The sequence below is a fragment of the Flavobacterium sp. 2755 genome (assembly GCF_031455715.1).
Taxonomy (GTDB): domain Bacteria; phylum Bacteroidota; class Bacteroidia; order Flavobacteriales; family Flavobacteriaceae; genus Flavobacterium.
On record NZ_JAVDTG010000003.1, the window covers coordinates 552,038 to 573,081 of the forward strand.

A 21,044-nucleotide genomic window follows, 5' to 3' on the forward strand; every position below is an offset into this window, starting at 1 on the left:
CCACGGCAATGGAAACACAACTTTTAATTTTACCGGGATTAGGAAATTCTGGAGAGAAACACTGGCAGACCTTTTGGCATGAAAAATTTAAAAATTCAATTCGTTTGGTTCAGGACAATTGGGACGAGCCTGTTCGCGAAGATTGGATTGCTCGTTTAAACGAAGCTGTTTCTAAATTGGAAAGTCCAACGATTTTAGTAGCGCACAGTCTTGCCGTTTCTTTAGTTTTACATTGGGCAGAAAACAATTCTAATAAAAATATTATCGGCGCTTTATTAGTTGCTCCAGCCGATGTTGATTCACCTGAACATACACCAGATATTATTAGAAATTTTGCACCAATGCCGCTTTATAAACTGTCTTTTCCGTCGATAGTTGTGGCGAGCGAAAATGATCCTTACGCCTTATTTGAAAGAAAACAATATTTCGCCGAAAAATGGGGAAGTGATTTTGTAAACGTTGGAGAACAAGGACATATTAACTCTGACTCTGATTTAAGATATTGGGAAGAAGGACAGTTGATTTTACAACAATTAATTACAAAAATAGATCCTAAAAACTAAAGCTTTGCAAGCGAATTTAATCGCAAAGCACGCAAAGGTATTACGCAAAGTTCGCAAAGTTTTTATTTAAAGTTTGCTGAATCTTTGATTCAATAAAGATCACAAAGCTAGGGTTTAAAGAATAATTCGTGTAAATTAGTGTAATTCGTGGCAAAAATTCACCTCAACATCAAAATCCTTTTAATCTGTGAAATCTGTGGCAAACTTAAAACTGAGACTGCGACTGTAAACTAAAACTAAAACTACCCTATTCGAAGACCATTTGGTATTTTAAAATCAGGAGATAATAATATCACATCTCCCTCCTCGCCTACAGCGCCGAGAACCAGACATTCGCTCATAAATTTTCCAATTTGCTTTTTAGGGAAATTTACAACCGCTACGATTTGTCTGTTTACTAAATCTTCTTTTTTGTAGCGTTTTGTAATTTGTGCAGATGATTTTCTGATGCCAATTTCGGTACCAAAATCTATGGTGAGTTGAAATGCAGGTTTTCTGGCTTCGGGAAAATCATTTACTTCGATGATTGTTCCTACGCGCATATCTGTTCTTTCAAATTCGTTCCAGGTTAAATCCATTTTAAAATTGTTTATTTACAAACCTATAAATTTTGTAAGTAATACAACTAATTCTATAACCTATTTTTTTAGACTCTATTTAATTTTACTAGACATGTATTAGTAACTAATTAGTAAAAAATATAAAAATGGAAAATAGTGTAATAAATGCCAATCCGACTCTAAGAGATTTAGATTTTGATATCCATCAATTAAATACAGATAAATTCATTGAAACTGCCAAAAACGTAAAGCTTTATGTAAAAGATTATGGAGAGGGAAAACCAGTTATTTTAATTCACGGATGGCCGCTTTCTAACGAAATGTGGGAATATCAGGTTGAATATTTGGTTAAAAATAATTACCGTGTAATTGCCTACGACCGCCGTGGTTTTGGTAAATCGTCACAGCCTTGGGAAGGATATGATTATGATACTTTAACGGATGATTTAAGCGAAATTATAAATCAGCTGGAATTAGAAAATGTGACTTTGGTTGGATTTTCAATGGGCGGCGGCGAAGTGGTTCGTTATTTTAGCAGATATCAGGGGAAAGGTGTTGCAAAAGCAGCTTTGATTTCGTCGATTATTCCTTTTTTATTAAAAACAGAAGATAATCCAGACGGACATCCAAGAGAAAAAAGTGAAACTACCGCAGCAGCAATCAAGGAAGACAGAATTGGATTTGTTGATAATTTCGGAAAGACATTCTTTGGCGTAAATATTATCAATAAACCGTTAAGCACAGCTTTATTAGAATATTACAGAATGCTTTGTTCTTTTGCTTCGCCACACGCAACTTTAAAATGTGCCGAATCTTTTTCATTTACTGATTTTAGAGACGAATTAAGTACTATAACAGTTCCAACTTTAATCATTCACGGAAATGATGATAAAATTGTTCCAATCGATCTAACGTCTAAAAAAGCATCAGAAGCTATTGCAAATAATACGTATATCGTTTACGAAGGCGCTCCGCATGGTTTGTTTTATACTGACAGAGATAAATTAAATGAAGATTTACTTGAATTTTTGAATTCATAAAAACAATATGACCCACAGATTTAACGGATTAAACAGATTATTAAGTTTTGAAATTAATTTTAATCTGTGAGAATCGGTTTAATTCGTTAAATCTGTGGGCTATTCTTCTTTGTGCTCTTTTTTATACAGAATTTAAAAGCTATTTTTGAATATTAATTTCTGTAAAAATGGCACGCACTCCTTCAAATATGATTCCGCTTGGGACAATTGCTCCAGAATTTTATCTAAAAGATACAAATTCGAATCACATTTATTCGTTTGAGGATTTAAAAGGATCAAAAGGAACACTTGTTATTTTTATGTGTAATCATTGTCCTTTTGTGCTTCATGTTATTAATGAAATTGTGATGATCTCTAATGATTATCGCGTTCAGGGACTTGGTATTATTGCTATTTCAAGTAATGATGTTGTAAAATATCCGCAGGATTCTCCAGAATTAATGACTGATTTTGCTTTACAGCATAAAATTGATTTCCCTTACTTGTTTGATGAAACGCAGGAAACAGCAAAAGCATACGATGCAGCCTGTACGCCCGATTTTTATTTATTCGATAATCAGGATAAATTGTTTTACAGAGGTCAATTAGACGATTCCAGACCGGGAAACGGAATTCCGTTAAGTGGAACTGATTTAAGAAATGCCATTGACGCTTTGATTTACAACCGAATTTTAAATGAAATTCAGAAGCCAAGCATTGGCTGTAATATCAAATGGAAATAAAATTTGTAAGAATCAAAAAACTTTACCTATCTTTGCAGATCATAATTAAAATCACTCATTGTGAACACTATAACAATATTCACAGTTTTTAGATCTACGTTTTCTTGTAAGAGAAAACCGCTTTCGGCTGTATTTATTTCACATAGTAAGGCCTTTATTAATTAGGCCTCCGTCTATTTCAATTCTTCTTTCAGGCGGAGGATTTACATCAATTTAAACATTTACTTATTTGACAAAATTTAAGTTTTGGTCAGATACTTTTTTGTTTTTCAAACTAAATACTTTACACGTTTATCTTGTTTTTAACAAGCTGAGCTACAACTCGCTTTAGAAAGCATAAAAGAAGAAAAATCATTCAAATTTTTAAAACAATAAATTCAATATAGATATGAAACCAACACCCACTTTCTGTAAATCAGATTATCAATTTTTAAGGGAATTGATTTTAAAAAGTAAAAATTCGACAAATACAAAAGAAGCAAATCAACTTTCGCAAGAACTGGATCGTGCTGTAATAAGCAAGGAAAGCGAACTCGACAACACCGTTATCAGAATCAATTCTGTTGTAACGATTGAAGACGTAATAGCGAAGAAGCAAATGAAAATTCAGATTGTTTTACCTTCATCTGCAGATATAAAGCAATCAAAAATTTCAATTCTGGCACCTTTAAGTGTTGCTATTATTGGTTTTAAAGAAAATGACGAAGTTGACTGGGAAATGCCGGCTGGTATCAAAACTTTAAAAATTATCGCGGTAGACAATACGGCTGTACATCATTCCTAACTTTTTAAACACCTCATTTTGTGAAGGTGTTTTTTTATATCTATTTGAAAACAAAAAACCTGTTCAATGATTTGAACAGGTTTTTTGTTATGTTTTTTTAAGATACAGAATTACAATTGTGAATCAATATAATTTGAAATTGATGCCATTTGGGTTTCATCTAACTTAGCTTTTTTGCCCATTCTAACCAAAATTGGTCCCCATTCTTCTTTTGTATATTTCTTTGGATCTTTCAATTTGTGGCATTTTGCGCAATTGTTTTCATACAAATCTCTACCTGCTTCTAATTCAGGAGTTAATGCTACCGTTTTTGCAGGTTCGGCAGGAGTAGCTGCAACAGCTGTTGTTTTTTGAGTTCCGCAGGAAACTGCAAATAAAGCAAGTGCTGCAAGGATTAAAAAATTTTTCATTGTCTCTGGTTTTTATAGTAAATATAAAAAAAATCCCATTCGGCTTGCGAATGGGATTGCTATTTAAAACAATACTAAATTGCTTGTAAATCCTTATTTTACGTCCATTAATTCAACGTCAAAAATCAAAGTTGCATTTGGCGGGATAACTCCTCCAGCTCCAGATGGTCCGTAAGCTAAATCAGATGGAATTACAAAACGAGCTTTGTCTCCAACTTGTAATAAAGCAATACCTTCGTCCCATCCTTCGATAACTTGTCCAACTCCTAATTTGAATTCGATTGGTTTTTTACGTGGGTAAGATGAATCGAAAACTTTTCCGTTTTCTAAAGATCCTTCGTAGTGAACAGAAACTGTTTTTCCAGCTTCAGCTCTTTTACCTTCACCTTTTTGGATCATTTTGTAACGTAAACCGCTTTCTGTTTTATCAAAACCAGCAGCTAATTGTTCCATTTTTGCTTCAGATTCTGCTTTTAAAGCCGCTTCACGTTTAAGGCGAGCACCTTTTAAACCAATGAAAGCTTCAATAGCATTCCATTTTTGAGCTTCTTCTCCAACTCTGATGATTTCTAAAGTCTCTAAAGCATCACCTTGAGCAACAGCATCAACTACATCTTGTCCTTCTACAACGTGACCAAAAACACTATGTTTTCCGTCTAACCAAGGAGTTGGAACGTGTGTAATAAAAAATTGAGAACCATTACTTCCAGGTCCTGAATTTGCCATAGATAAAACTCCCGGACGATCGTGTTTTAAACTTGGATCAAATTCATCATCAAATTTATATCCCGGATCTCCAGTTCCAGTTCCTTTAGGACATCCACCCTGAATCATAAAATCAGGAATTACTCTGTGAAAGTTTAATCCGTCATAGAATTTTTGTCCTTGAGGTTTTACTTTATTTTCCATATTTCCTTCTGCAAGAGCTACAAAATTCCCTACGGTTCCTGGTGTTAAGTCGTGTGTAAGTTTAACTAAAATCGAACCTTTGCTTGTGTTGAATTTAGCGTATATTCCGTTTTCCATGTTGTTATTTTTTAATTGAACGCAAATTTACAAATTAATTTTATATCAATTTGTGCTTTCTATTTTTTAGTCCCGACACTTCGGGATGATTTATAAGTAAGTCCGTAAACAGTTAATGATAGTGCAGATAAAACCATACAGCCAATTGTTACAGCGTGCCATCCGCCCAGTTTCCACAATAATAATCCGTAGGCAGATCCCGCAGCAGTTCCCAAAAAGCTAAACGACATAAATACTGTGTTTAGTCTGTTTCTGGCATCTGGCAATAGTGAATACACTCTGGTTTGGTTTGAAATATGAACGCCTTGAATTCCGATATCAATAAATACAATTCCAATCGCAATTCCGATTACGCTTTCTATTGAAAAATAAAAAATCAAGAAGCTTATTAGAATTAATAAACAGCCGTAACCAACTGCAATTCTTGAATTTCCTTTATCGCCAATTTTCCCAACCAAAGGTGCGGCTAAAGCTCCCGATGCACCAACAATTCCGAATAAACCAATTGTGGCACTATTAAAATGAAACGGTTCTCCAGAAAGCAGTAATACCATTGTAGTCCAGAAAGCTCCAAACTGAGCAAAACTAAAAACATTGATTGCCGTAGCTTCACGCAAAACCGGCTGTGTTTTTATAAGTGTAAATAAAGACTGGATTAATTGACCGTAAGTTCCCTGAAACTGTGGTTTGTTTACCGGGAATTTACTCTGAATTACGAAAAAGATTAAAAGACAAATTCCGGCGGCGATATAAAACATCGATCTCCAGCCTAAAACTTCTCCAATAAAACCACTTAAAGTTCTGGAAAGCAAAATTCCGACTAATAAACCGCTCATAATAGTTCCGATAACTTTTCCTCGCTGTTCTGGCGTACTTAACGAAGCTGCTAAAGGCAAAATAAGCTGCGGTACAATCGAAGTAATTCCGATTAATAAAGAAGCAATTTGTAAAATAAGAAAACTTTTTGCTGTTGCTGCAATCAATAATGCAATTACAGAGGCGAAAGTGGTGATTAAAATCTGCTTTTTTCGTTCTAATTTATCACCAAGCGGCACCATAAAAAATAACCCAATAGCATAACCCGCTTGAGTTAAATACGTTATAGTTCCGGCGCTGGCTTCTGGAATTTTAAATTCATTGGCAATTAAAACAATTAAAGGCTGGCAGTAATAAAGATTTGCGACTATAAGACCAGTGCAAACTGCCATAAACAGGACGTTGGTTTTAGATAAATTCATTTTGCAAAAATACCATCAATATTTATAATTAAAGTTATTTTTTTTTATAAAATCTGTCTAAATCTGCGTCTTCGCGATAGCGAATCCGTTTAATATGCGTCAATTTTTAGAACGCGGATGACGCAGATTCGCTATCGCGAAGACGCGGATATTTACTGATTTTCTTTATAATTTATTTTAAGAAATCTTCTCTTGCGGGGCTAAAAACGTCTGTAAGCATGCCGCTTTCTAAACAAACAACTCCATGAATTGCGTGAGGCGGAATATAAAAACTATCGCCTTCTTTTAAAGTTTGTGTAACACCGCTTATAGTTACGTCAAATTTTCCGCTTGCGATATACGTTACCTGAGAATGATAATGTTCGTGTAAAATGCCAATTCCGCCAGTTTCAAAATGAACATTTACAAGCATCACTTTATCATCAAAAGCCAGGATTTTACGTTTGATTCCTTCACCAACTACTTCCCACTCTATTTCGTCTCCTTTTATAAATTCTTTGCTTGTTCCTATATTCGACATAACTTTAAAAATTGATTTTTACAAAAATAAGGCTTTTTAATGGTTTGGTTTTAGATCAATTCTTTTGAAATAAAATCAGAGCTTGTTTTAATGGATTGAAAAGAATCTCCAGCATAATTATTTTCCTGCTCTACAAAAAAGTGAACCATTCCGGATTGTTTTGCCTCTTTGAAAAAAGGCTTAAAATCAATTGATCCTGAACCAATTTCGGTGTTTAAAGCCGGATTTGTTTTGTCCATGTCTTTTACATGCCACAATTTAAAACGCCCCGGATTTTCTTTGAATAATTTTAACGGATCATTTCCCGAACGAACTACCCAGTATAAATCTAGTTCAAAATAAACCAGGTTTTTATCAGTTTCATTTAATAAGATTTCATAACCCGTAACGCCATCATGTTTTTGAAATTCGAAATCATGATTGTGATACGCTAATTTTAACCCCACTTCTTTGCACATTTTTGCGGCCTGATTCAAACGCAGCGCAATCTTTTTATAATCTTCTATTTTTCTAAAAGGTTCATCGATCCACGGAACGGTTAAAAATTCATTTTTTAAAATCTTTGCGGCTGCAATTGCTGCAATTAATTCCGCTGTATTTCCGTCATATAAATAACTCCCTAAATTATAATGTCCGCTAACTGCTTTTAATTTATTATCGTCTAATATCTTTTTCAATTCAACTGGAGACAATCCCCAAAACTGATCTTTAATAGAAAAACCATACGTTTCTACATTTGTATATCCTGACGCAGCAACTTTTTCTAAAGTTTCTTTTACATTTTTCGGAAGTTCTTCACGCAATGTATATAACTGCAAACCAATTTCTTTTTTATTCATAGAAAATGCTAATGACGGTAAAGCCAGAACAGCCGTAGCAGCCAGACTTGTGTTTATAATAAAGTTTCTTCTTGTAACCATTTTGATCAAATTTTAGAAAGTAAATCTAATATAAAAATTGATTCTCAAAATTATTTATAAAGTTTTGAAGCGCAATTTCTGTTTCTTCGTTTATAATTTTTCCTTCAGCATCAATTTTACCACGAATTCCCTGAATTAAAAGCTGTGTATTATTGTCAAATTTAGCTTCAAGGGTTTTCATAATTAATAAAAGCTGTTCATGTCCCATTTCTCCAGAAGCAGAAGCGGTAATCAATCCAGCTTTTTTATCAGAAAAAATAGTAGTCGACACACACCATTCTAAAGCATTCTTTAAACTTCCGGGCAGGCTAAAAACATATTCCGGAGTGCAGATTATAATTCCGTCGGCCTCCATTATTTTATTTCTGAACAAACTTATTTCTTCCGGCGGATTCTCTGTATCTAGATCTGGATTAAAATGTGGAATTCGATCTAAATCTTCAAAAATCTCAACTTCAAAATTCGGTTTTATATGTTCTGAAATATATTTTAGAATTTTATAATTACTTGATTTTTTTCTTGTACTGCCTGTTATGGCAACTATTTTTATCGCTTTCATTTTTATTAGATAACTGAAATATCTTTCTTCATTGCATCAGATTCCTCAGTCAGGTTATTTCTTTTAAAAAAATTGTCTAAGTCGGTTAATCTCTTTTTATTGTCATATTGAATACATGAATTTAACTTTCTCTGGCAGACAGAGCACAATCGTATCGTACTTCTATCAGTTTCAGATAAACTGTTAGTACCATTCATTACACAATCAGCATTAATACAATGGTGCATTCCAAACATATGTCCAATTTCATGAGAACTCGTTTTTAGTAATCTTACTAAACATAAATCAAAATTTTCTGCTGTAAGTTCACCATCCTGAAATCTGTAAATAGAACTTACACCTACTTTATCTCTATAGGAAGCAAGTCCAAAAACATAATTCCATTCCGGTTTAGGATATAAATCCAATTCTGAAAGTCCCATTAATGCAATTCTATTCTCCGGTTTTTCTTCTTTTAATATATCATTTAAAAGATATCCTGCCAGTAATTGTTCATGACCTTCCGTAGACATTCTTCTTGCAGAATTTGGAACTATATCATTAGAAATTGGTTCTAATGTTTTTGTTTTTAATTGAAAAAAGAGCTCTAAATACTCATTAACAAGCTGAATCTGTTTCTTTTGCAGGGAATTAAAATTCCCAATCGGTTTTATGTAAATAATATTCTCCTCTTTAGTAGGAACAATATGCTTAGATCTAAAATATTGTTCGAAAGTCTGTCCATCTTCAGGATGAGAAAACAGCCAATCTCCATAACTTGGTTTCGGCAATTTAACATCATTAGTTTTGATGTCTTTAAAATAAGACGCTTCTTCTGGAATTTGTTTTGGAGCTTCTTTTGAGGTTAATTTCGCTTTTTCCTTGTTACAAGCGCATAATAATATAAGAATGAAGAAGGTTATTTTTTTCATTTACGTTTTGGATATAATTAAAAAACCAATTTTAGATTAATTCCTTAAAAATAAACTTTTCATCATAATCAACTTCAAATTTTTCGAGAAAATTGATGTATTCCTCTTTAAAAGTTTTCTTTTTATGATGTTCTTCTTGATTCTCTATATAGTCAGCAACTGCGCTTAATTGAGATTTACTATATGAAAATGCTCCATAGCCTTCCTGCCATTCAAAATGAATATTGGTGAATTTATTTTCGTTTATCCATTTGGAAGAATTTTGCTTTATGCTTTTCATTAATTCAGATATTGATTGTGCCGGTCTTATCCCGATTAAAATATGAACATGATCAGAAACACCATTGATTGCTAAAACCTTATGATTGTTGTTTCTAATAATTCCAGAAATGTATTTATATAAATCATTTTTCCAGTTTGTATGTATAGCCGCTTGTCTATATTTTACAGCAAAAACAAAATGAATGTGGATTTGTGTATAGGTATTTGCCATAATAATGTGTAGTCCCTAAGGGACATCTTTTCTTAAATATTATTTTTCTACCGATATGTTATTCCTAGCGGAATATTTTTTGATCGTTTTCAAATATATAAAAAAGAAAGAATATTCTTTCTTTTTATTTTAATAGAAATGTATAGTCCCTAATGGGACATTATGAATGTTGATCCATTTTTTTTCTACCGATATTTTATCCCTAGCGGGATATTGTATTGATTTTAATTGGAATTTATTGAAATGAGATTATGCTAAAAAGTTCCGCTAGGAACAAAATATCGGTAGAAAAAATATCGGTACGTTTTTTTGTTCCGTAGGGACTATACACCTAATCTAATTCCTGAGTTTCAATAAAAATGGTGAAATTTTATCAATAATATTATTTCATTAAATACTATACATCCAAAAAACAAATTGTTCCGCTAGGAACATAATATTGGTAGAAAAATTTGTATCAACATGATTTTTTGTCCCGTAGGGACTATACATTTTACATCTTCATTTTTAACTTCGTATCTTTGCCCAAATTATTGAAGAAAAAATGAGAATTGACATTGTTACACTTTTACCTGAATTATTAAGAAGCCCTTTTGAGGCATCGATTATGAAACGTGCCATTGATAAAGGCTTGGTCGAAGTACATTTTCATAATCTTCGTGACTACAGTACTAATAAACAAAAAAGTGTAGACGATTATCCTTTTGGCGGCGGTGCCGGAATGGTAATGACAATTCAGCCTATTGATGATTGTATTACGCATCTTAAAAGTCAGCGTGAGTATGACGAGGTAATTTATATGTCTCCCGACGGTGAAACTTTAAACCAAAAAATGGCCAACAAAATGTCAATGTACGAAAACATTATCATTTTATGCGGACATTATAAAGGTGTTGACCAGCGTGTTAGAGATCATTTTATTACTAAGGAAATTTCGATTGGTGATTACGTTTTATCTGGCGGAGAATTGGGCGCATTAGTTTTATCAGATGCGTTAATCCGTTTAATTCCTGGTGTTTTAAGTGATGAAACCTCAGCGTTGACCGATAGTTTTCAGGACAATTTACTTTCAGGACCAATATACACAAGGCCTGCCGATTATAAAGGATGGAAAGTTCCGGAAGTTTTAACCAGCGGTCATTTTGCCAAAATAGATAAATGGCGCGAAGATAAAGCCTACGAACATACAAAAAACAGACGTCCGGATTTATTAGAAGGAAACTAAAGTTGTTTCAAGTTTAAAGTTTTTTTTGCTTCAAGTTCTCACACAAGAACAACTTGAAACCTGAAACTTGAAACAAAAAACGCCCTTAAACATCATTTTATCAACAACTTAAAATAATTTCAAATTTATAATTCATAATTTATAATTATTTTTTACATTTGCACCCGAATTAGACTAACCTCTGGCGAGATCCGTGAATGTTACTCTATTAAAACTATAATAATAAAATTATCATGGCAGATTTATTAAAATTCGTTCAAGACGAATTCGTTGCTAGAAAAGATTTCCCTGTATTTGGAGCTGGAGATACTATCACAGTATTCTACGAAATTAAAGAGGGTGAAAAAACAAGAACTCAGTTTTTTAAAGGAGTTGTTATTCAAAGAAGAGGTTCTGGTAACACAGAAACTTTCACGATTCGTAAAATGTCTGGAGCTATTGGAGTTGAGCGTATCTTCCCAGTAAACTTACCAGCTTTACAAAAAATCGAAATCAACAAAAAAGGTGCAGTTCGTAGAGCTAGAATTTTCTACTTCAGAGAACTTACTGGTAAAAAAGCTAAGATTAAAGATAAAAGAAGATAATCATTTATCAATCTGTTATAAAAAACTCGTTTCATACTATTTGAAACGAGTTTTTTTTATGACTCTATTTTAAGCAATATCAAAACCGTAATTTTTTAATATCAAAATCATCGATTTAGCAATTTTACGAAATCGTATTAGCAATCTGATAATTTCAGCAATTATCAGGAAAACTAAACCGTTTTCGGACTGTTTTTATTATATTTGCTCCGCTCATTTTGAGCCAACTCATACCTTTTACATCGCCATTCTTTGACGACACGATTATAAAAAAAAAAAAAAAATGACACAGAATTCAAAAATTTTTTACACCTTAACTGATGAGGCGCCTTTATTAGCGACTTATTCTTTATTACCTATTGTTCAGGCTTTTACTTCAACAGCTGGTATTGCTATTGAAACTAGAGACATCTCTTTGGCAGGAAGAATTTTATCTAATTTTCCTGAGTCTTTAACAGATGCTCAAAAAACAGTAGATGCTCTTGCTGAATTGGGTCAATTAGCAACAAAACCAGAAGCTAACATCATCAAATTACCAAACATTTCAGCATCTGTACCACAATTAAAAGCTGCTATTGCTGAATTACAATCTCACGGTTACAACGTTCCTAATTTCCCGGAAGATCCGCAAAACGATGCTGAAAAGGAAATTAAAGCAAAATATGCAAAAGTATTAGGTTCTGCTGTAAACCCTGTTTTACGTGAAGGAAACTCTGATCGTAGAGCGCCAAGAGCCGTTAAAAACTTTGCAAAAGCAAATCCACACTCAATGGGTGCATGGTCTGCTGATTCAAAAACTAAAGTGGCTTCTATGCCAAACGGTGATTTTTACGGAAGTGAGCAGTCACTTACTGTTGCTGAAGCTAACGATGTAAAAATCGAGTTTGTTGCAAAAGACGGAACTACAACTGTTTTAAAAGCAAGTACACCGCTTAAAGCTGGTGAAATCATCGACAGCTCTGTTTTAAGTGTAAAAAAATTAAAAGCTTTTGCTGCTGATGCTATTGCAGAAGCTAAAAAAGAAGGTGTTTTACTTTCTGTGCATTTGAAAGCTACAATGATGAAAGTTTCAGATCCAATTATCTTTGGCGCTATCGTTGAAGTATATTTTGCTGATCTTTTCAAAAAATACGAAACTTTATTTGCAGAATTAAATATTGACACAAGAAATGGTTTAGGTGATATCTACGCAAAAATTGCCGGAAGACCTGAACAGGCTGAAGTTGAAGCTGACATTACGAAAGCTATCGAAAACGGACCAGCTTTAGCAATGGTTAATTCTGATAAAGGAATTACAAACTTACACGTTCCATCTGATGTTATTGTTGATGCTTCTATGCCGGCAATGATCCGTACTTCTGGACAAATGTGGAACAAAGATGGTAAGGCACAAGATACAATCGCAGTTATTCCAGACCGTTCTTATTCTGGTATTTATACAGCAACTATTGATTTCTGTAAAAAACACGGTGCTTTTGATCCTAAAACAATGGGAAGTGTTCCTAACGTTGGATTAATGGCTCAAAAAGCAGAAGAATACGGATCTCACGATAAAACTTTCCAAATAAAAGGTGACGGTGTTGTTCGTGTTGTTGATGCAAACGGAACTGTTTTAATGGAACAAAACGTTGAAACAAACGATATTTTCAGAATGTGTCAGGCAAAAGATGCTCCTATTCAGGACTGGGTTAAACTAGCTGTAAACCGAGCTCGTTTATCTAGCACTCCGGCTGTTTTCTGGTTAGACGAAAACAGAGCGCATGACAGAGAATTGATCGTAAAAGTTCAAAAATACCTTAAAGATTACGATACTACAAACTTAGATATCCGTATTTTAAACCCGGTTGCTGCTACTGAATTTACTTTAGACAGAATCATCAAAGGTTTAGATACTATTTCTGTAACAGGAAACGTTTTACGTGATTACTTAACAGATTTATTCCCAATTTTAGAATTAGGAACTTCTGCAAAAATGTTATCTATCGTTCCGTTAATGAACGGTGGTGGGTTGTTCGAAACTGGTGCTGGAGGATCTGCTCCAAAACACGTTGAGCAATTTACAGAAGAAGGATATTTACGTTGGGATTCATTAGGAGAGTTTTTAGCTCTTGGTGCTTCATTAGAGCATTTAGGACAAACTTTAGATAATTCTAAATCAATTGTTTTATCTGAAACTTTAGATCAGGCTAACGATAAATTCTTAGCAAACGATAAATCTCCAGCTCGTAAAGTTGGACAAATTGATAACCGTGGTTCTCACTTTTACCTTGCATTTTACTGGGCTCAGGCTTTAGCGGCTCAAAATAAAGATGCAGAATTAAAAGCGATCTTTACTCCTATTGCTGCAGAATTTGAAGCAAACGAAGCTAAAATCGATGCAGAATTAATTGGTGCACAAGGAAAAGCTCAAAACATTGGCGGATATTACCAGCCAACTCCTGAGTTAGTAAGCAAAGCAATGCGTCCTAGTGAAACATTCAATGCAATTATTGCAAAAATAAAATAAGAAATGCACGTTGTGTATTTTTAAAATATAGACAAAAAGGGCAGCTTTTATAAGCTGCCCTTTTTTATTCTTAACTAATGTTTAACAATAGTTGGACTCTAATATTTAGTAAGAATCGCTAACTATGTAACTCAAAACCAAAAAGATGATTACAAAAAAGATTAGTTTCCTTCTTATCATTATTTTTACCACACTTCATTCTTTTTCTCAGGATAAATTTACGCTAAGCGGTACTATTAAAGATTCAAAAAACAACGAAACCTTAATTGGTGTCAATATTTATATTCCGGCTTTAAAAATAGGAACTACGACAAACGAATACGGATTTTATTCTATTACAGTTCCTCGCGGCGAGCATGAAATCGAAATTAGTTATGTGGGGTATCAAACTATTCAGCAAACTATCATTTTAAACCAAAATACCAAAAACAATTTTTCCATCAGCGAAAGCGGCGAAGAACTTCAGGAAGTTGTCATTACAGATAAGAAAGGAAAAATAAATATCAAATCGCCAGAAATGAGCGTTAACAAACTCTCCATTTCAACCATAAAAAAAATGCCCGTAGTTTTAGGCGAAGTGGATGTTTTAAAATCAATTTTATTACTTCCCGGAGTCACAAATGCAGGCGAAGGCGCTTCTGGATTTAATGTTCGGGGCGGCGGTGCAGATCAGAATTTAATTTTGTTAGATGAAGCAACAATCTTCAATTCCTCTCACGTTTTTGGATTTTTCTCAGTTTTTAATCCTGATGCGATTAAAGATTTAAAATTGTATAAAGGCGGAATTCCGGCGAGATTTGGAGGAAGAGCTTCTTCTGTTTTAGATATTTACCAAAAAGACGGAAGCAGTAAAAATTTCCACATGAATGGAGGAATTGGTTTAGTTTCAAGCCGATTGCTTCTGGAAGGTCCAATTGTAAAAGACAAAGGTTCTTTTTTAATTGGCGGAAGAGGATCTTATGCCCATTTATTTTTAAAACTTTCAGAAGACAACAAAGACAATTCGGCTTATTTCTACGATTTAAATGCTAAACTGAGTTATAAATTAAACGATAATAACAATTTGTATTTATCGGGATATTTTGGCCGAGATGTTTTCAGCTTAAACAAAAGTTTTACTAATATTTACGGAAATTCAACTTTAAACCTGCGCTGGAATCATTTATATTCTGATAAATTATTCTCTAATTTATCTCTTATTTACAGCGATTATTATTACGGACTTGACTTGGATTATGTTGGGTTTAAATGGGATTCGGGAATTCAGAACTATAATATCAAATACGATTTCAAACATTATATTTCAGATAAATTCAAACTGAATTATGGTTTAAATGGTATTTACTACGAATTCAATCCGGGAACTATTATTCCAAGTAATACTACTTCTGGAATTAATCCTGATCAATTGGATAAAAAATATGCGTTTGAACCTTCGATTTATTTAGATGCCGAAAATCAACTTTCGAAGAGAATAACATTGGCGTATGGATTACGTTACAGTTTATTTTATCGCTTGGGTTCTTCAACTATTAATTATTACGACAATAATAATCCGGTAGTTTTCAATTCAGATACAGAAGTTTATGAAAAAGGAGTTCCAACTTCAACAAAATATTTCGGTAAAAATAAAGTAATTCAGGATTATAATAATTTCGAACCAAGACTTTCGATATCCTATCAATTAAATGATGATCAATCCATAAAAGCGAGTTACAATCGTATGGCGCAGTATCTTCAGTTAATTTCAAATACTTCATCTCCTACTCCACTTGACGTCTGGATGCCAAGTGATAATTATATCAAACCTCAAATTGCAGATCAGGTTGCTTTAGGATATTTCCGAAATATAAAAGAAGGCGCTTATTCGCTGGAAGTTGAAACGTATTACAAAAAAATACAGAACAGATTAGACTATATTGACGGTGCCAATTTAATTGCCAATAATGCCATCGAACAAGTTATCCTGAACGGAAGAATGCGTGCTTATGGTTTAGAAATTATGGTTAAAAAAAATGAAGGTAAATTCAATGGCTGGGTTTCGTATACTTTATCAAAATCAGAACAGCAAACGCCTGGAAGAACTCCGGAAGAAATTGGAATCAACAACGGGCAATGGTATAGTACTCCTTACGACAAAACACATAATTTAGCCATAACGTCTGCTTATAATTTAAACGAAAAATGGTCTTTTGGTGCTAACTTCGCTTTGCAATCCGGGCAGCCGGTTACATATCCGAACTCGCAATATGAATATTTAGGAATTACAGTTCCAAGTTACGGCCTTCGAAATGAAAATCGTCTTCCGGCTTATCACCATTTAGATATTTCGGCAACTTTAACACCCAGAAGCAATAAAGGCAGAAACTGGAAAGGTGAATGGGTTTTCAGCATTTATAATTTATATAACCGAAGCAACGCAGCTTCAATCAATTTTAGGCAAAATGCTGACACAGGTTTAAATGAAGCGGTACGATTATCCATCTTCGGAGTTGTGCCGGCAGTTAGTTATAATTTCAAGTTTTAAAAAATTCATTTCCGTAAAGAAAATAAAAAGATATAGTATGAAAAAAATAATCGCATTAATCGTCTTATTTACCTCGGTTTTCTTCACAAGCTGTGAAGATGTTGTAGATGTTGAGCTGGATACCGCGCCTCCAAAATTAGTAATCGAAGCGGCCATAAACTGGCAAAAAGGTACGACAGGAAAACAACAGGTTGTAAAATTAACAACAACTACTGGTTATTTTGAATCGGTAATTCCAACGGTTTCCGGAGCAACTATTTATATTAGGAACAGTAAAAACGTGCAATTTAATTTTACCGAAGTTCCAAAAACGGGACGCTATCTCTGTAATAATTTTGCACCTGAAATTAATGAAACTTATACACTAACCGTTATTAGCGGAGGAAATACCTATACAGCCTCTGAAACTTTAAAATCTGTTGCGCCAATTACGCATATTGAACAAAATAACGAAGGCGGATTTACAGGAAAAGATATCGAAATAAGAGCTTATTTTAATGATCCCGCAGATGTAGACAATTTCTATTTATACAAATATGTGTACTCTAATAAAGTTACTTCTAATTTTTATGTTGATGAAGATAAGTTTTTTCAGGGAAATGAATTCTTCAGTGTTTCTGATGATGATGAACTTAAAGCTGGAGACGAATTAGAAATAACACATTTCGGCATTTCAAAGCAATACTATAATTACATGAATATTTTGGTAAGTATTGCCGGCAGTAATGTTGGCGGGCCTTTTCAATCGCCGCCCGCAACCGTAAAAGGAAACATCATCAATACAACCGATAAAGCAAATTATCCTTTAGGTTATTTTTCGCTTAGCGAAAGTCAGACAAAAAAATTCAAAATAGAATAATAAAACATGGAAGCCAGAATTGAAACTTTAACCGAGAAAAAACTGATCGGACAATACATTGAAATGTCATTTATCGAAAATAAAACATTTCAATTGTGGAGTAATTTTATGCCAAAACGAAAGCAAATCAAAAATACCATTAACGAGAATTTATATTCACTTGAAGTGTTTTCTCACGGTCATTTTGATGACTTTGATCCAGGCAAAACATTTCAAAAATGGGCTGCTGTAGAAGTCGGAAATTATGACGAAGTTCCATTAGAAATGGAAACTTTAATTATTCCAGATGGTTTATATGCCGTTTTTATACATTACGGTCCTGCTTCAGAAGGACATAAAACCTATCACACAATTTTTGCAGAATGGCTTCCGAATTCAAAATACACAGTTGACGACAGGCCGCATTTTGCCGTTATGGATCATAAGTACAAAAAAGAAGATCCGGAATCAGAAGAAGAAATCTGGATTCCGATAAAAAACAGAGATTAAACGCTTGCCTACAAATTATTCTTTTTAATCTTCAAATAAAAAATATGTTAATCGAAACACTAAAAATACTTTTTAACAGGGATTTAAATAAACTCAAATTTGAAATTGAATCATACGAATTCGAAAAGCAAATTTGGGCAATTGATAAAAACGTTTCTAATTCTGCCGGAAATCTTACGCTGCATTTAGTTGGAAATCTAAACACCTACATTGGAGCGCAAATTGGAAAAACAGGATATATTCGAAATCGTCCTTTAGAATTTTCTCTTAAAGATATTCCAAAATCAGAATTAATCGATAAAATCGAAAATACAATTATAGTTGTAAATGACGTGCTGGATATCTTAACTGAAGAAGATTTAAGCAAAATATATCCTGAGATTGTTTTTGAAAAAGAAATGACAACCGGATTTTTCTTAGTTCATCTTTCAACACATTTAGCGTATCATGTTGGGCAGATAAATTATCATAGAAGGTTACTTGATTTCTAACTTAGAATTTTGTTAAAAGAATAATTATAATTTATTTAAAAGAGAAAGGCTAACAGGAAAGTATTAATATATTTGCATTTTAAACCCAACTATATGAAACAAAAATACTTTCTGTTTTCTTTTCTTTTTATTATATCTTTTGCAAAAGCACAAATTTCTTCAGATCCTGATCCAACTTTTGATTCCAGAGATGTACTTCCAAAATTAACTTTATTTACAAGAGAATTTGCGGCACAACCTGACGGAAAAATAGTGGTCGTTGGAAATTCATGCTCCTATACCTCATATAATGATATTTTAATTACGCCTGGTAAAAACATCATAAGATTAAACAAAGATTTATCTGTTGACGAAACCTTTAATATAGGAACCAGTTTTGACACACCTCCTAGAAATCTTGCAATTCAGCCAGATGGAAAAATACTTGTCTGTGGAGATTTCGCAAGATATAATGGCAAATCAGTTGGAAGAATTGTTAGATTAAATAACGATGGATCATTAGATAATACATTTAGTTTCTCTGGTGCTTCTAATATAAAGGTGGTTAAGATATTAGCCAATGGAAAGATACTAGCAGGTGGAAGTATCGGCTTAAAAAGTGTGGCACGTTTAAACTCAGACGGAACATTTGATCAAACTTTTAATCAAACTGCTAAGCTTCCTCTTTTATATAAACTTGACGTGCAAAAGGACGGAAAAATTATTATAGTTGGTGCTTCTGGGCGCAGCTATAGTATCAATAGAATAAATGCAGATGGAAGTACAGACACTTCTTTTAAAACTATTGACGAATTTGAATCAATTTGTGTATCAAATATTTCAGGATATAGCAATATGGATGACTGTAAATTAGCTATTCAAAGTGATGATAAAATATTATTTGGCGGATGTTTTAATATTTTTAAGACTTCTGACGTAAGTGGTTTTATAAGATTCAATGCTGATGGAACTCTAGATAAATCTTTCAAATATGTTTATCCAGGAACGCCTCGAGCTACCGTAAAAGATTTTATTTTATTTCCTAATGATAAAATATTAACGTTCGATTTAATATCAGTTAACACAGATGGAAGTGTAGATCCTTCACAAATTGCCAAACTAGATGCAAACACTACCGGAAGCAAAGTTTTATTATTGCCAAACAATGAATTATTGATATGTTCTAATAATGAAACCAGATTAGATGGCAGAATTTTAAGCTATCATAAGTTTATTAAAGTAGATTTAAACACATCTAAAATTAATGAGATTTCTCAACCCTCAACCTATTTTGCAGGAAACGATATTATAGAAAAACCTAATGGCGATATTGTTGTTTTAGGATATAGTAACACTATTCATAACACAAAATATCATGATGGATTAAAACTGCTAGATAAAAATGGAAAATTAATTACTAATAGTGCTTTATACAACAATGTTTTTGGAGCTCCATTAAATGAAAAAAATTATTTTAAAAAGGGAATTGCTCAACAAGATGGTAAAATAATTGTATTTAAAATCGAACCGAAAGGAAATGGCGGCGGTCTAATAAGATATAACGCTGACTTTACTATTGATAAATCTTTTCCAACTACTTATGGCGGCATAAATAATTTATTATTACAACCGGATGGAAAAATAGTAGTTATTAAAACTGATTCTCCTAGTCTTATAAGATTAAATGCAGACGGTTCTAAAGATATTACATTTAATAAAATAAAAGACTTTGACAACATTTGCAACACAGCAATTCTTCAGCCTGACGGAAAAATAGTTGCAGCTGGAAATTTCACTACTTATGATGGAATTAAAAATAATAAAATAGTCAGATTTAATACTGATGGAACTTTAGACAATACCTTTCAGGCAGATCCTGTATATGGAAATATACATTCTTTAGGTCTTCAATCTGATGGAAAAATTATAGTTGGCGGTAAATTCGAATTAGATGAAATACTTAAAAAAAATTGCGTTATAAAACGTTTAAATACAGATGGTACTGTCGACAAATCATTTAAGAATTATTTTTCTGGTATTGTACCGCAATATGCCAAAGGAATAGTAATACAGCCGGATAATAAAATTATATTTTTTACTAATTTAGAAAGTACAACCAATTCATCAAAAAATGATTTCAAAAGATTATTAGGTAACGGAGAAATAGATAATACGTTTGACGCCGGTGATGCTTTTGATGGAAATATTAATACGATAAAATTTCAAAAAGACGGAAGCCTTCTTGTTACCGGAAATTTTACTAAATATAAAAATACCTGGGTTAACGGAACAATTCGATTACTTGGAAATAAAAATACGTTAGCAATACCTGATTTTGAACTAAACGATAATAAATCTTCATTTATCCTACATCCAAATCCCGCTTCAAATGTTTTAAATATAGAAGCTGACGAAAATATATCGATAAACTCAATAGAAATATTTAATATTCTTGGGCAATCAGTATTAAATCTTAAAAATCAAAAAACATTTTCAAGTATAGATATTTCAGGTTTAAATAAAGGAATTTATTTTATTCGAATAAACTCAAATAAAGAAATAACAACAAAGAAATTTTTTAAAAACTAGAAAATGCCCTCATAAAGAGGGCATTTTTTTATACCGTTATGGCACTTGC

At 32.9% G+C, this 21,044-nt stretch carries 21 protein-coding genes; 12 read left to right on the forward strand and 9 right to left on the reverse strand.

The window, feature by feature from the left end; genetic code table 11:
* The first annotated feature begins 8 nt into the window (after nt 1-8).
* A complete protein-coding gene (locus J2Y38_RS09730; RefSeq protein WP_309841720.1) occupies nt 9-563 on the forward strand; it encodes an alpha/beta hydrolase in 555 nt (184 codons plus the stop codon).
* A 242-nt stretch (nt 564-805) separates the two neighbouring features.
* On the opposite strand, the gene J2Y38_RS09735 is transcribed toward J2Y38_RS09730, so the two are convergent.
* Complete coding sequence (locus J2Y38_RS09735) at nt 806-1,141, reverse strand: tRNA-binding protein (protein ID WP_309841721.1); 336 nt, start codon at nt 1,139-1,141, stop codon at nt 806-808.
* Between the two features lie 128 nt (nt 1,142-1,269).
* Between J2Y38_RS09735 and J2Y38_RS09740 the strand changes: the two genes are divergently transcribed.
* From J2Y38_RS09740 to J2Y38_RS09750, 3 genes are all read left to right on the forward strand, one after another.
* Entirely contained in the window at nt 1,270-2,163 is an 894-nt protein-coding gene (locus J2Y38_RS09740) for an alpha/beta hydrolase (RefSeq protein WP_309841724.1), read from the forward strand.
* 167 nt (nt 2,164-2,330) lie between these two features.
* Nucleotides 2,331-2,885, forward strand: a complete 555-nt coding sequence (locus J2Y38_RS09745; RefSeq protein WP_309841727.1) for a thioredoxin family protein — start codon at nt 2,331-2,333, stop codon at nt 2,883-2,885.
* A gap of 388 nt (nt 2,886-3,273) precedes the next feature.
* A complete protein-coding gene (locus J2Y38_RS09750) occupies nt 3,274-3,669 on the forward strand; it encodes a GreA/GreB family elongation factor (protein WP_309841729.1) in 396 nt (131 codons plus the stop codon).
* Between the two features lie 110 nt (nt 3,670-3,779).
* On the opposite strand, the gene J2Y38_RS09755 is transcribed toward J2Y38_RS09750, so the two are convergent.
* From J2Y38_RS09755 to tnpA, 8 genes are all read right to left on the reverse strand, one after another.
* The gene (locus J2Y38_RS09755) at nt 3,780-4,079 is read right to left on the reverse strand and encodes a cytochrome c (RefSeq protein ID WP_309841731.1); all 300 of its coding nucleotides are present in this window, start codon (nt 4,077-4,079) and stop codon (nt 3,780-3,782) included.
* A 93-nt stretch (nt 4,080-4,172) separates the two neighbouring features.
* The gene (locus J2Y38_RS09760; RefSeq protein WP_053471046.1) at nt 4,173-5,105 is read right to left on the reverse strand and encodes a peptidylprolyl isomerase; all 933 of its coding nucleotides are present in this window, start codon (nt 5,103-5,105) and stop codon (nt 4,173-4,175) included.
* 59 nt (nt 5,106-5,164) lie between these two features.
* The gene (locus tag J2Y38_RS09765) at nt 5,165-6,313 is read right to left on the reverse strand and encodes an MFS transporter (protein WP_309841736.1); all 1,149 of its coding nucleotides are present in this window, start codon (nt 6,311-6,313) and stop codon (nt 5,165-5,167) included.
* Nucleotides 6,314-6,515: 202 nt separating this feature from the next.
* Complete coding sequence (locus tag J2Y38_RS09770) at nt 6,516-6,863, reverse strand: cupin domain-containing protein (protein ID WP_309841738.1); 348 nt, start codon at nt 6,861-6,863, stop codon at nt 6,516-6,518.
* Nucleotides 6,864-6,913: 50 nt separating this feature from the next.
* Complete coding sequence (locus tag J2Y38_RS09775) at nt 6,914-7,783, reverse strand: sugar phosphate isomerase/epimerase (RefSeq protein WP_309841739.1); 870 nt, start codon at nt 7,781-7,783, stop codon at nt 6,914-6,916.
* A 25-nt stretch (nt 7,784-7,808) separates the two neighbouring features.
* Nucleotides 7,809-8,342 (reverse strand): NAD(P)H-dependent oxidoreductase, encoded by a 534-nt coding sequence (locus tag J2Y38_RS09780; RefSeq protein ID WP_309841741.1) that lies wholly within the window; start codon nt 8,340-8,342, stop codon nt 7,809-7,811.
* Between the two features lie 5 nt (nt 8,343-8,347).
* Nucleotides 8,348-9,253 (reverse strand): archaemetzincin, encoded by a 906-nt coding sequence (locus J2Y38_RS09785; protein WP_309841742.1) that lies wholly within the window; start codon nt 9,251-9,253, stop codon nt 8,348-8,350.
* Nucleotides 9,254-9,284: 31 nt separating this feature from the next.
* Nucleotides 9,285-9,746: an IS200/IS605 family transposase gene (gene tnpA, locus J2Y38_RS09790; protein WP_309841743.1), complete on the reverse strand. Its 462-nt coding sequence runs from the start codon at nt 9,744-9,746 to the stop codon at nt 9,285-9,287.
* Nucleotides 9,747-10,290: 544 nt separating this feature from the next.
* Here tnpA and trmD point away from each other — a divergent pair.
* From trmD to J2Y38_RS09830, 8 genes are all read left to right on the forward strand, one after another.
* The gene (gene trmD / locus J2Y38_RS09795; RefSeq protein ID WP_309841746.1) at nt 10,291-10,971 is read left to right on the forward strand and encodes a tRNA (guanosine(37)-N1)-methyltransferase TrmD; all 681 of its coding nucleotides are present in this window, start codon (nt 10,291-10,293) and stop codon (nt 10,969-10,971) included.
* Nucleotides 10,972-11,204: 233 nt separating this feature from the next.
* Complete coding sequence (rplS, locus tag J2Y38_RS09800; RefSeq protein WP_309841749.1) at nt 11,205-11,555, forward strand: 50S ribosomal protein L19; 351 nt, start codon at nt 11,205-11,207, stop codon at nt 11,553-11,555.
* Nucleotides 11,556-11,838: 283 nt separating this feature from the next.
* Nucleotides 11,839-14,061 (forward strand): NADP-dependent isocitrate dehydrogenase, encoded by a 2,223-nt coding sequence (locus tag J2Y38_RS09805; protein ID WP_309841751.1) that lies wholly within the window; start codon nt 11,839-11,841, stop codon nt 14,059-14,061.
* Between the two features lie 145 nt (nt 14,062-14,206).
* Nucleotides 14,207-16,588, forward strand: coding sequence for a TonB-dependent receptor (locus tag J2Y38_RS09810; protein WP_309841753.1), 2,382 nt, complete (start codon nt 14,207-14,209; stop codon nt 16,586-16,588).
* Between the two features lie 37 nt (nt 16,589-16,625).
* Nucleotides 16,626-17,447 (forward strand): DUF4249 domain-containing protein, encoded by an 822-nt coding sequence (locus J2Y38_RS09815; RefSeq protein WP_309841756.1) that lies wholly within the window; start codon nt 16,626-16,628, stop codon nt 17,445-17,447.
* Nucleotides 17,448-17,453: 6 nt separating this feature from the next.
* On the forward strand, nt 17,454-17,936 hold the full coding sequence (locus tag J2Y38_RS09820) for a GyrI-like domain-containing protein (protein WP_309841758.1): 483 nt from the start codon (nt 17,454-17,456) through the stop codon (nt 17,934-17,936).
* Between the two features lie 44 nt (nt 17,937-17,980).
* Nucleotides 17,981-18,427, forward strand: coding sequence for a DUF1572 family protein (locus J2Y38_RS09825; protein ID WP_309841760.1), 447 nt, complete (start codon nt 17,981-17,983; stop codon nt 18,425-18,427).
* A 93-nt stretch (nt 18,428-18,520) separates the two neighbouring features.
* On the forward strand, nt 18,521-20,995 hold the full coding sequence (locus J2Y38_RS09830; RefSeq protein WP_309841763.1) for a T9SS type A sorting domain-containing protein: 2,475 nt from the start codon (nt 18,521-18,523) through the stop codon (nt 20,993-20,995).
* The last annotated feature ends 49 nt before the right edge of the window (nt 20,996-21,044 follow it).

What these genes read in the sequence shown, in the direction of transcription:
- J2Y38_RS09730 (WP_309841720.1), top strand. Translation starts at nt 9, where the DNA reads ATGGAAACACAACTTTTAATTTTACCGGGATTAGGAAATTCTGGAGAG.
- J2Y38_RS09735 (WP_309841721.1), bottom strand. Translation starts at nt 1,141, where the DNA reads ATGGATTTAACCTGGAACGAATTTGAAAGAACAGATATGCGCGTAGGA.
- J2Y38_RS09740 (WP_309841724.1), top strand. Translation starts at nt 1,270, where the DNA reads ATGGAAAATAGTGTAATAAATGCCAATCCGACTCTAAGAGATTTAGAT.
- J2Y38_RS09745 (WP_309841727.1), top strand. Translation starts at nt 2,331, where the DNA reads ATGGCACGCACTCCTTCAAATATGATTCCGCTTGGGACAATTGCTCCA.
- J2Y38_RS09750 (WP_309841729.1), top strand. Translation starts at nt 3,274, where the DNA reads ATGAAACCAACACCCACTTTCTGTAAATCAGATTATCAATTTTTAAGG.
- J2Y38_RS09755 (WP_309841731.1), bottom strand. Translation starts at nt 4,079, where the DNA reads ATGAAAAATTTTTTAATCCTTGCAGCACTTGCTTTATTTGCAGTTTCC.
- J2Y38_RS09760 (WP_053471046.1), bottom strand. Translation starts at nt 5,105, where the DNA reads ATGGAAAACGGAATATACGCTAAATTCAACACAAGCAAAGGTTCGATT.
- J2Y38_RS09765 (WP_309841736.1), bottom strand. Translation starts at nt 6,313, where the DNA reads ATGGCAGTTTGCACTGGTCTTATAGTCGCAAATCTTTATTACTGCCAG.
- J2Y38_RS09770 (WP_309841738.1), bottom strand. Translation starts at nt 6,863, where the DNA reads ATGTCGAATATAGGAACAAGCAAAGAATTTATAAAAGGAGACGAAATA.
- J2Y38_RS09775 (WP_309841739.1), bottom strand. Translation starts at nt 7,783, where the DNA reads ATGGTTACAAGAAGAAACTTTATTATAAACACAAGTCTGGCTGCTACG.
- J2Y38_RS09780 (WP_309841741.1), bottom strand. Translation starts at nt 8,342, where the DNA reads ATGAAAGCGATAAAAATAGTTGCCATAACAGGCAGTACAAGAAAAAAA.
- J2Y38_RS09785 (WP_309841742.1), bottom strand. Translation starts at nt 9,253, where the DNA reads ATGAAAAAAATAACCTTCTTCATTCTTATATTATTATGCGCTTGTAAC.
- tnpA (WP_309841743.1), bottom strand. Translation starts at nt 9,746, where the DNA reads ATGGCAAATACCTATACACAAATCCACATTCATTTTGTTTTTGCTGTA.
- trmD (WP_309841746.1), top strand. Translation starts at nt 10,291, where the DNA reads ATGAGAATTGACATTGTTACACTTTTACCTGAATTATTAAGAAGCCCT.
- rplS (WP_309841749.1), top strand. Translation starts at nt 11,205, where the DNA reads ATGGCAGATTTATTAAAATTCGTTCAAGACGAATTCGTTGCTAGAAAA.
- J2Y38_RS09805 (WP_309841751.1), top strand. Translation starts at nt 11,839, where the DNA reads ATGACACAGAATTCAAAAATTTTTTACACCTTAACTGATGAGGCGCCT.
- J2Y38_RS09810 (WP_309841753.1), top strand. Translation starts at nt 14,207, where the DNA reads ATGATTACAAAAAAGATTAGTTTCCTTCTTATCATTATTTTTACCACA.
- J2Y38_RS09815 (WP_309841756.1), top strand. Translation starts at nt 16,626, where the DNA reads ATGAAAAAAATAATCGCATTAATCGTCTTATTTACCTCGGTTTTCTTC.
- J2Y38_RS09820 (WP_309841758.1), top strand. Translation starts at nt 17,454, where the DNA reads ATGGAAGCCAGAATTGAAACTTTAACCGAGAAAAAACTGATCGGACAA.
- J2Y38_RS09825 (WP_309841760.1), top strand. Translation starts at nt 17,981, where the DNA reads ATGTTAATCGAAACACTAAAAATACTTTTTAACAGGGATTTAAATAAA.
- J2Y38_RS09830 (WP_309841763.1), top strand. Translation starts at nt 18,521, where the DNA reads ATGAAACAAAAATACTTTCTGTTTTCTTTTCTTTTTATTATATCTTTT.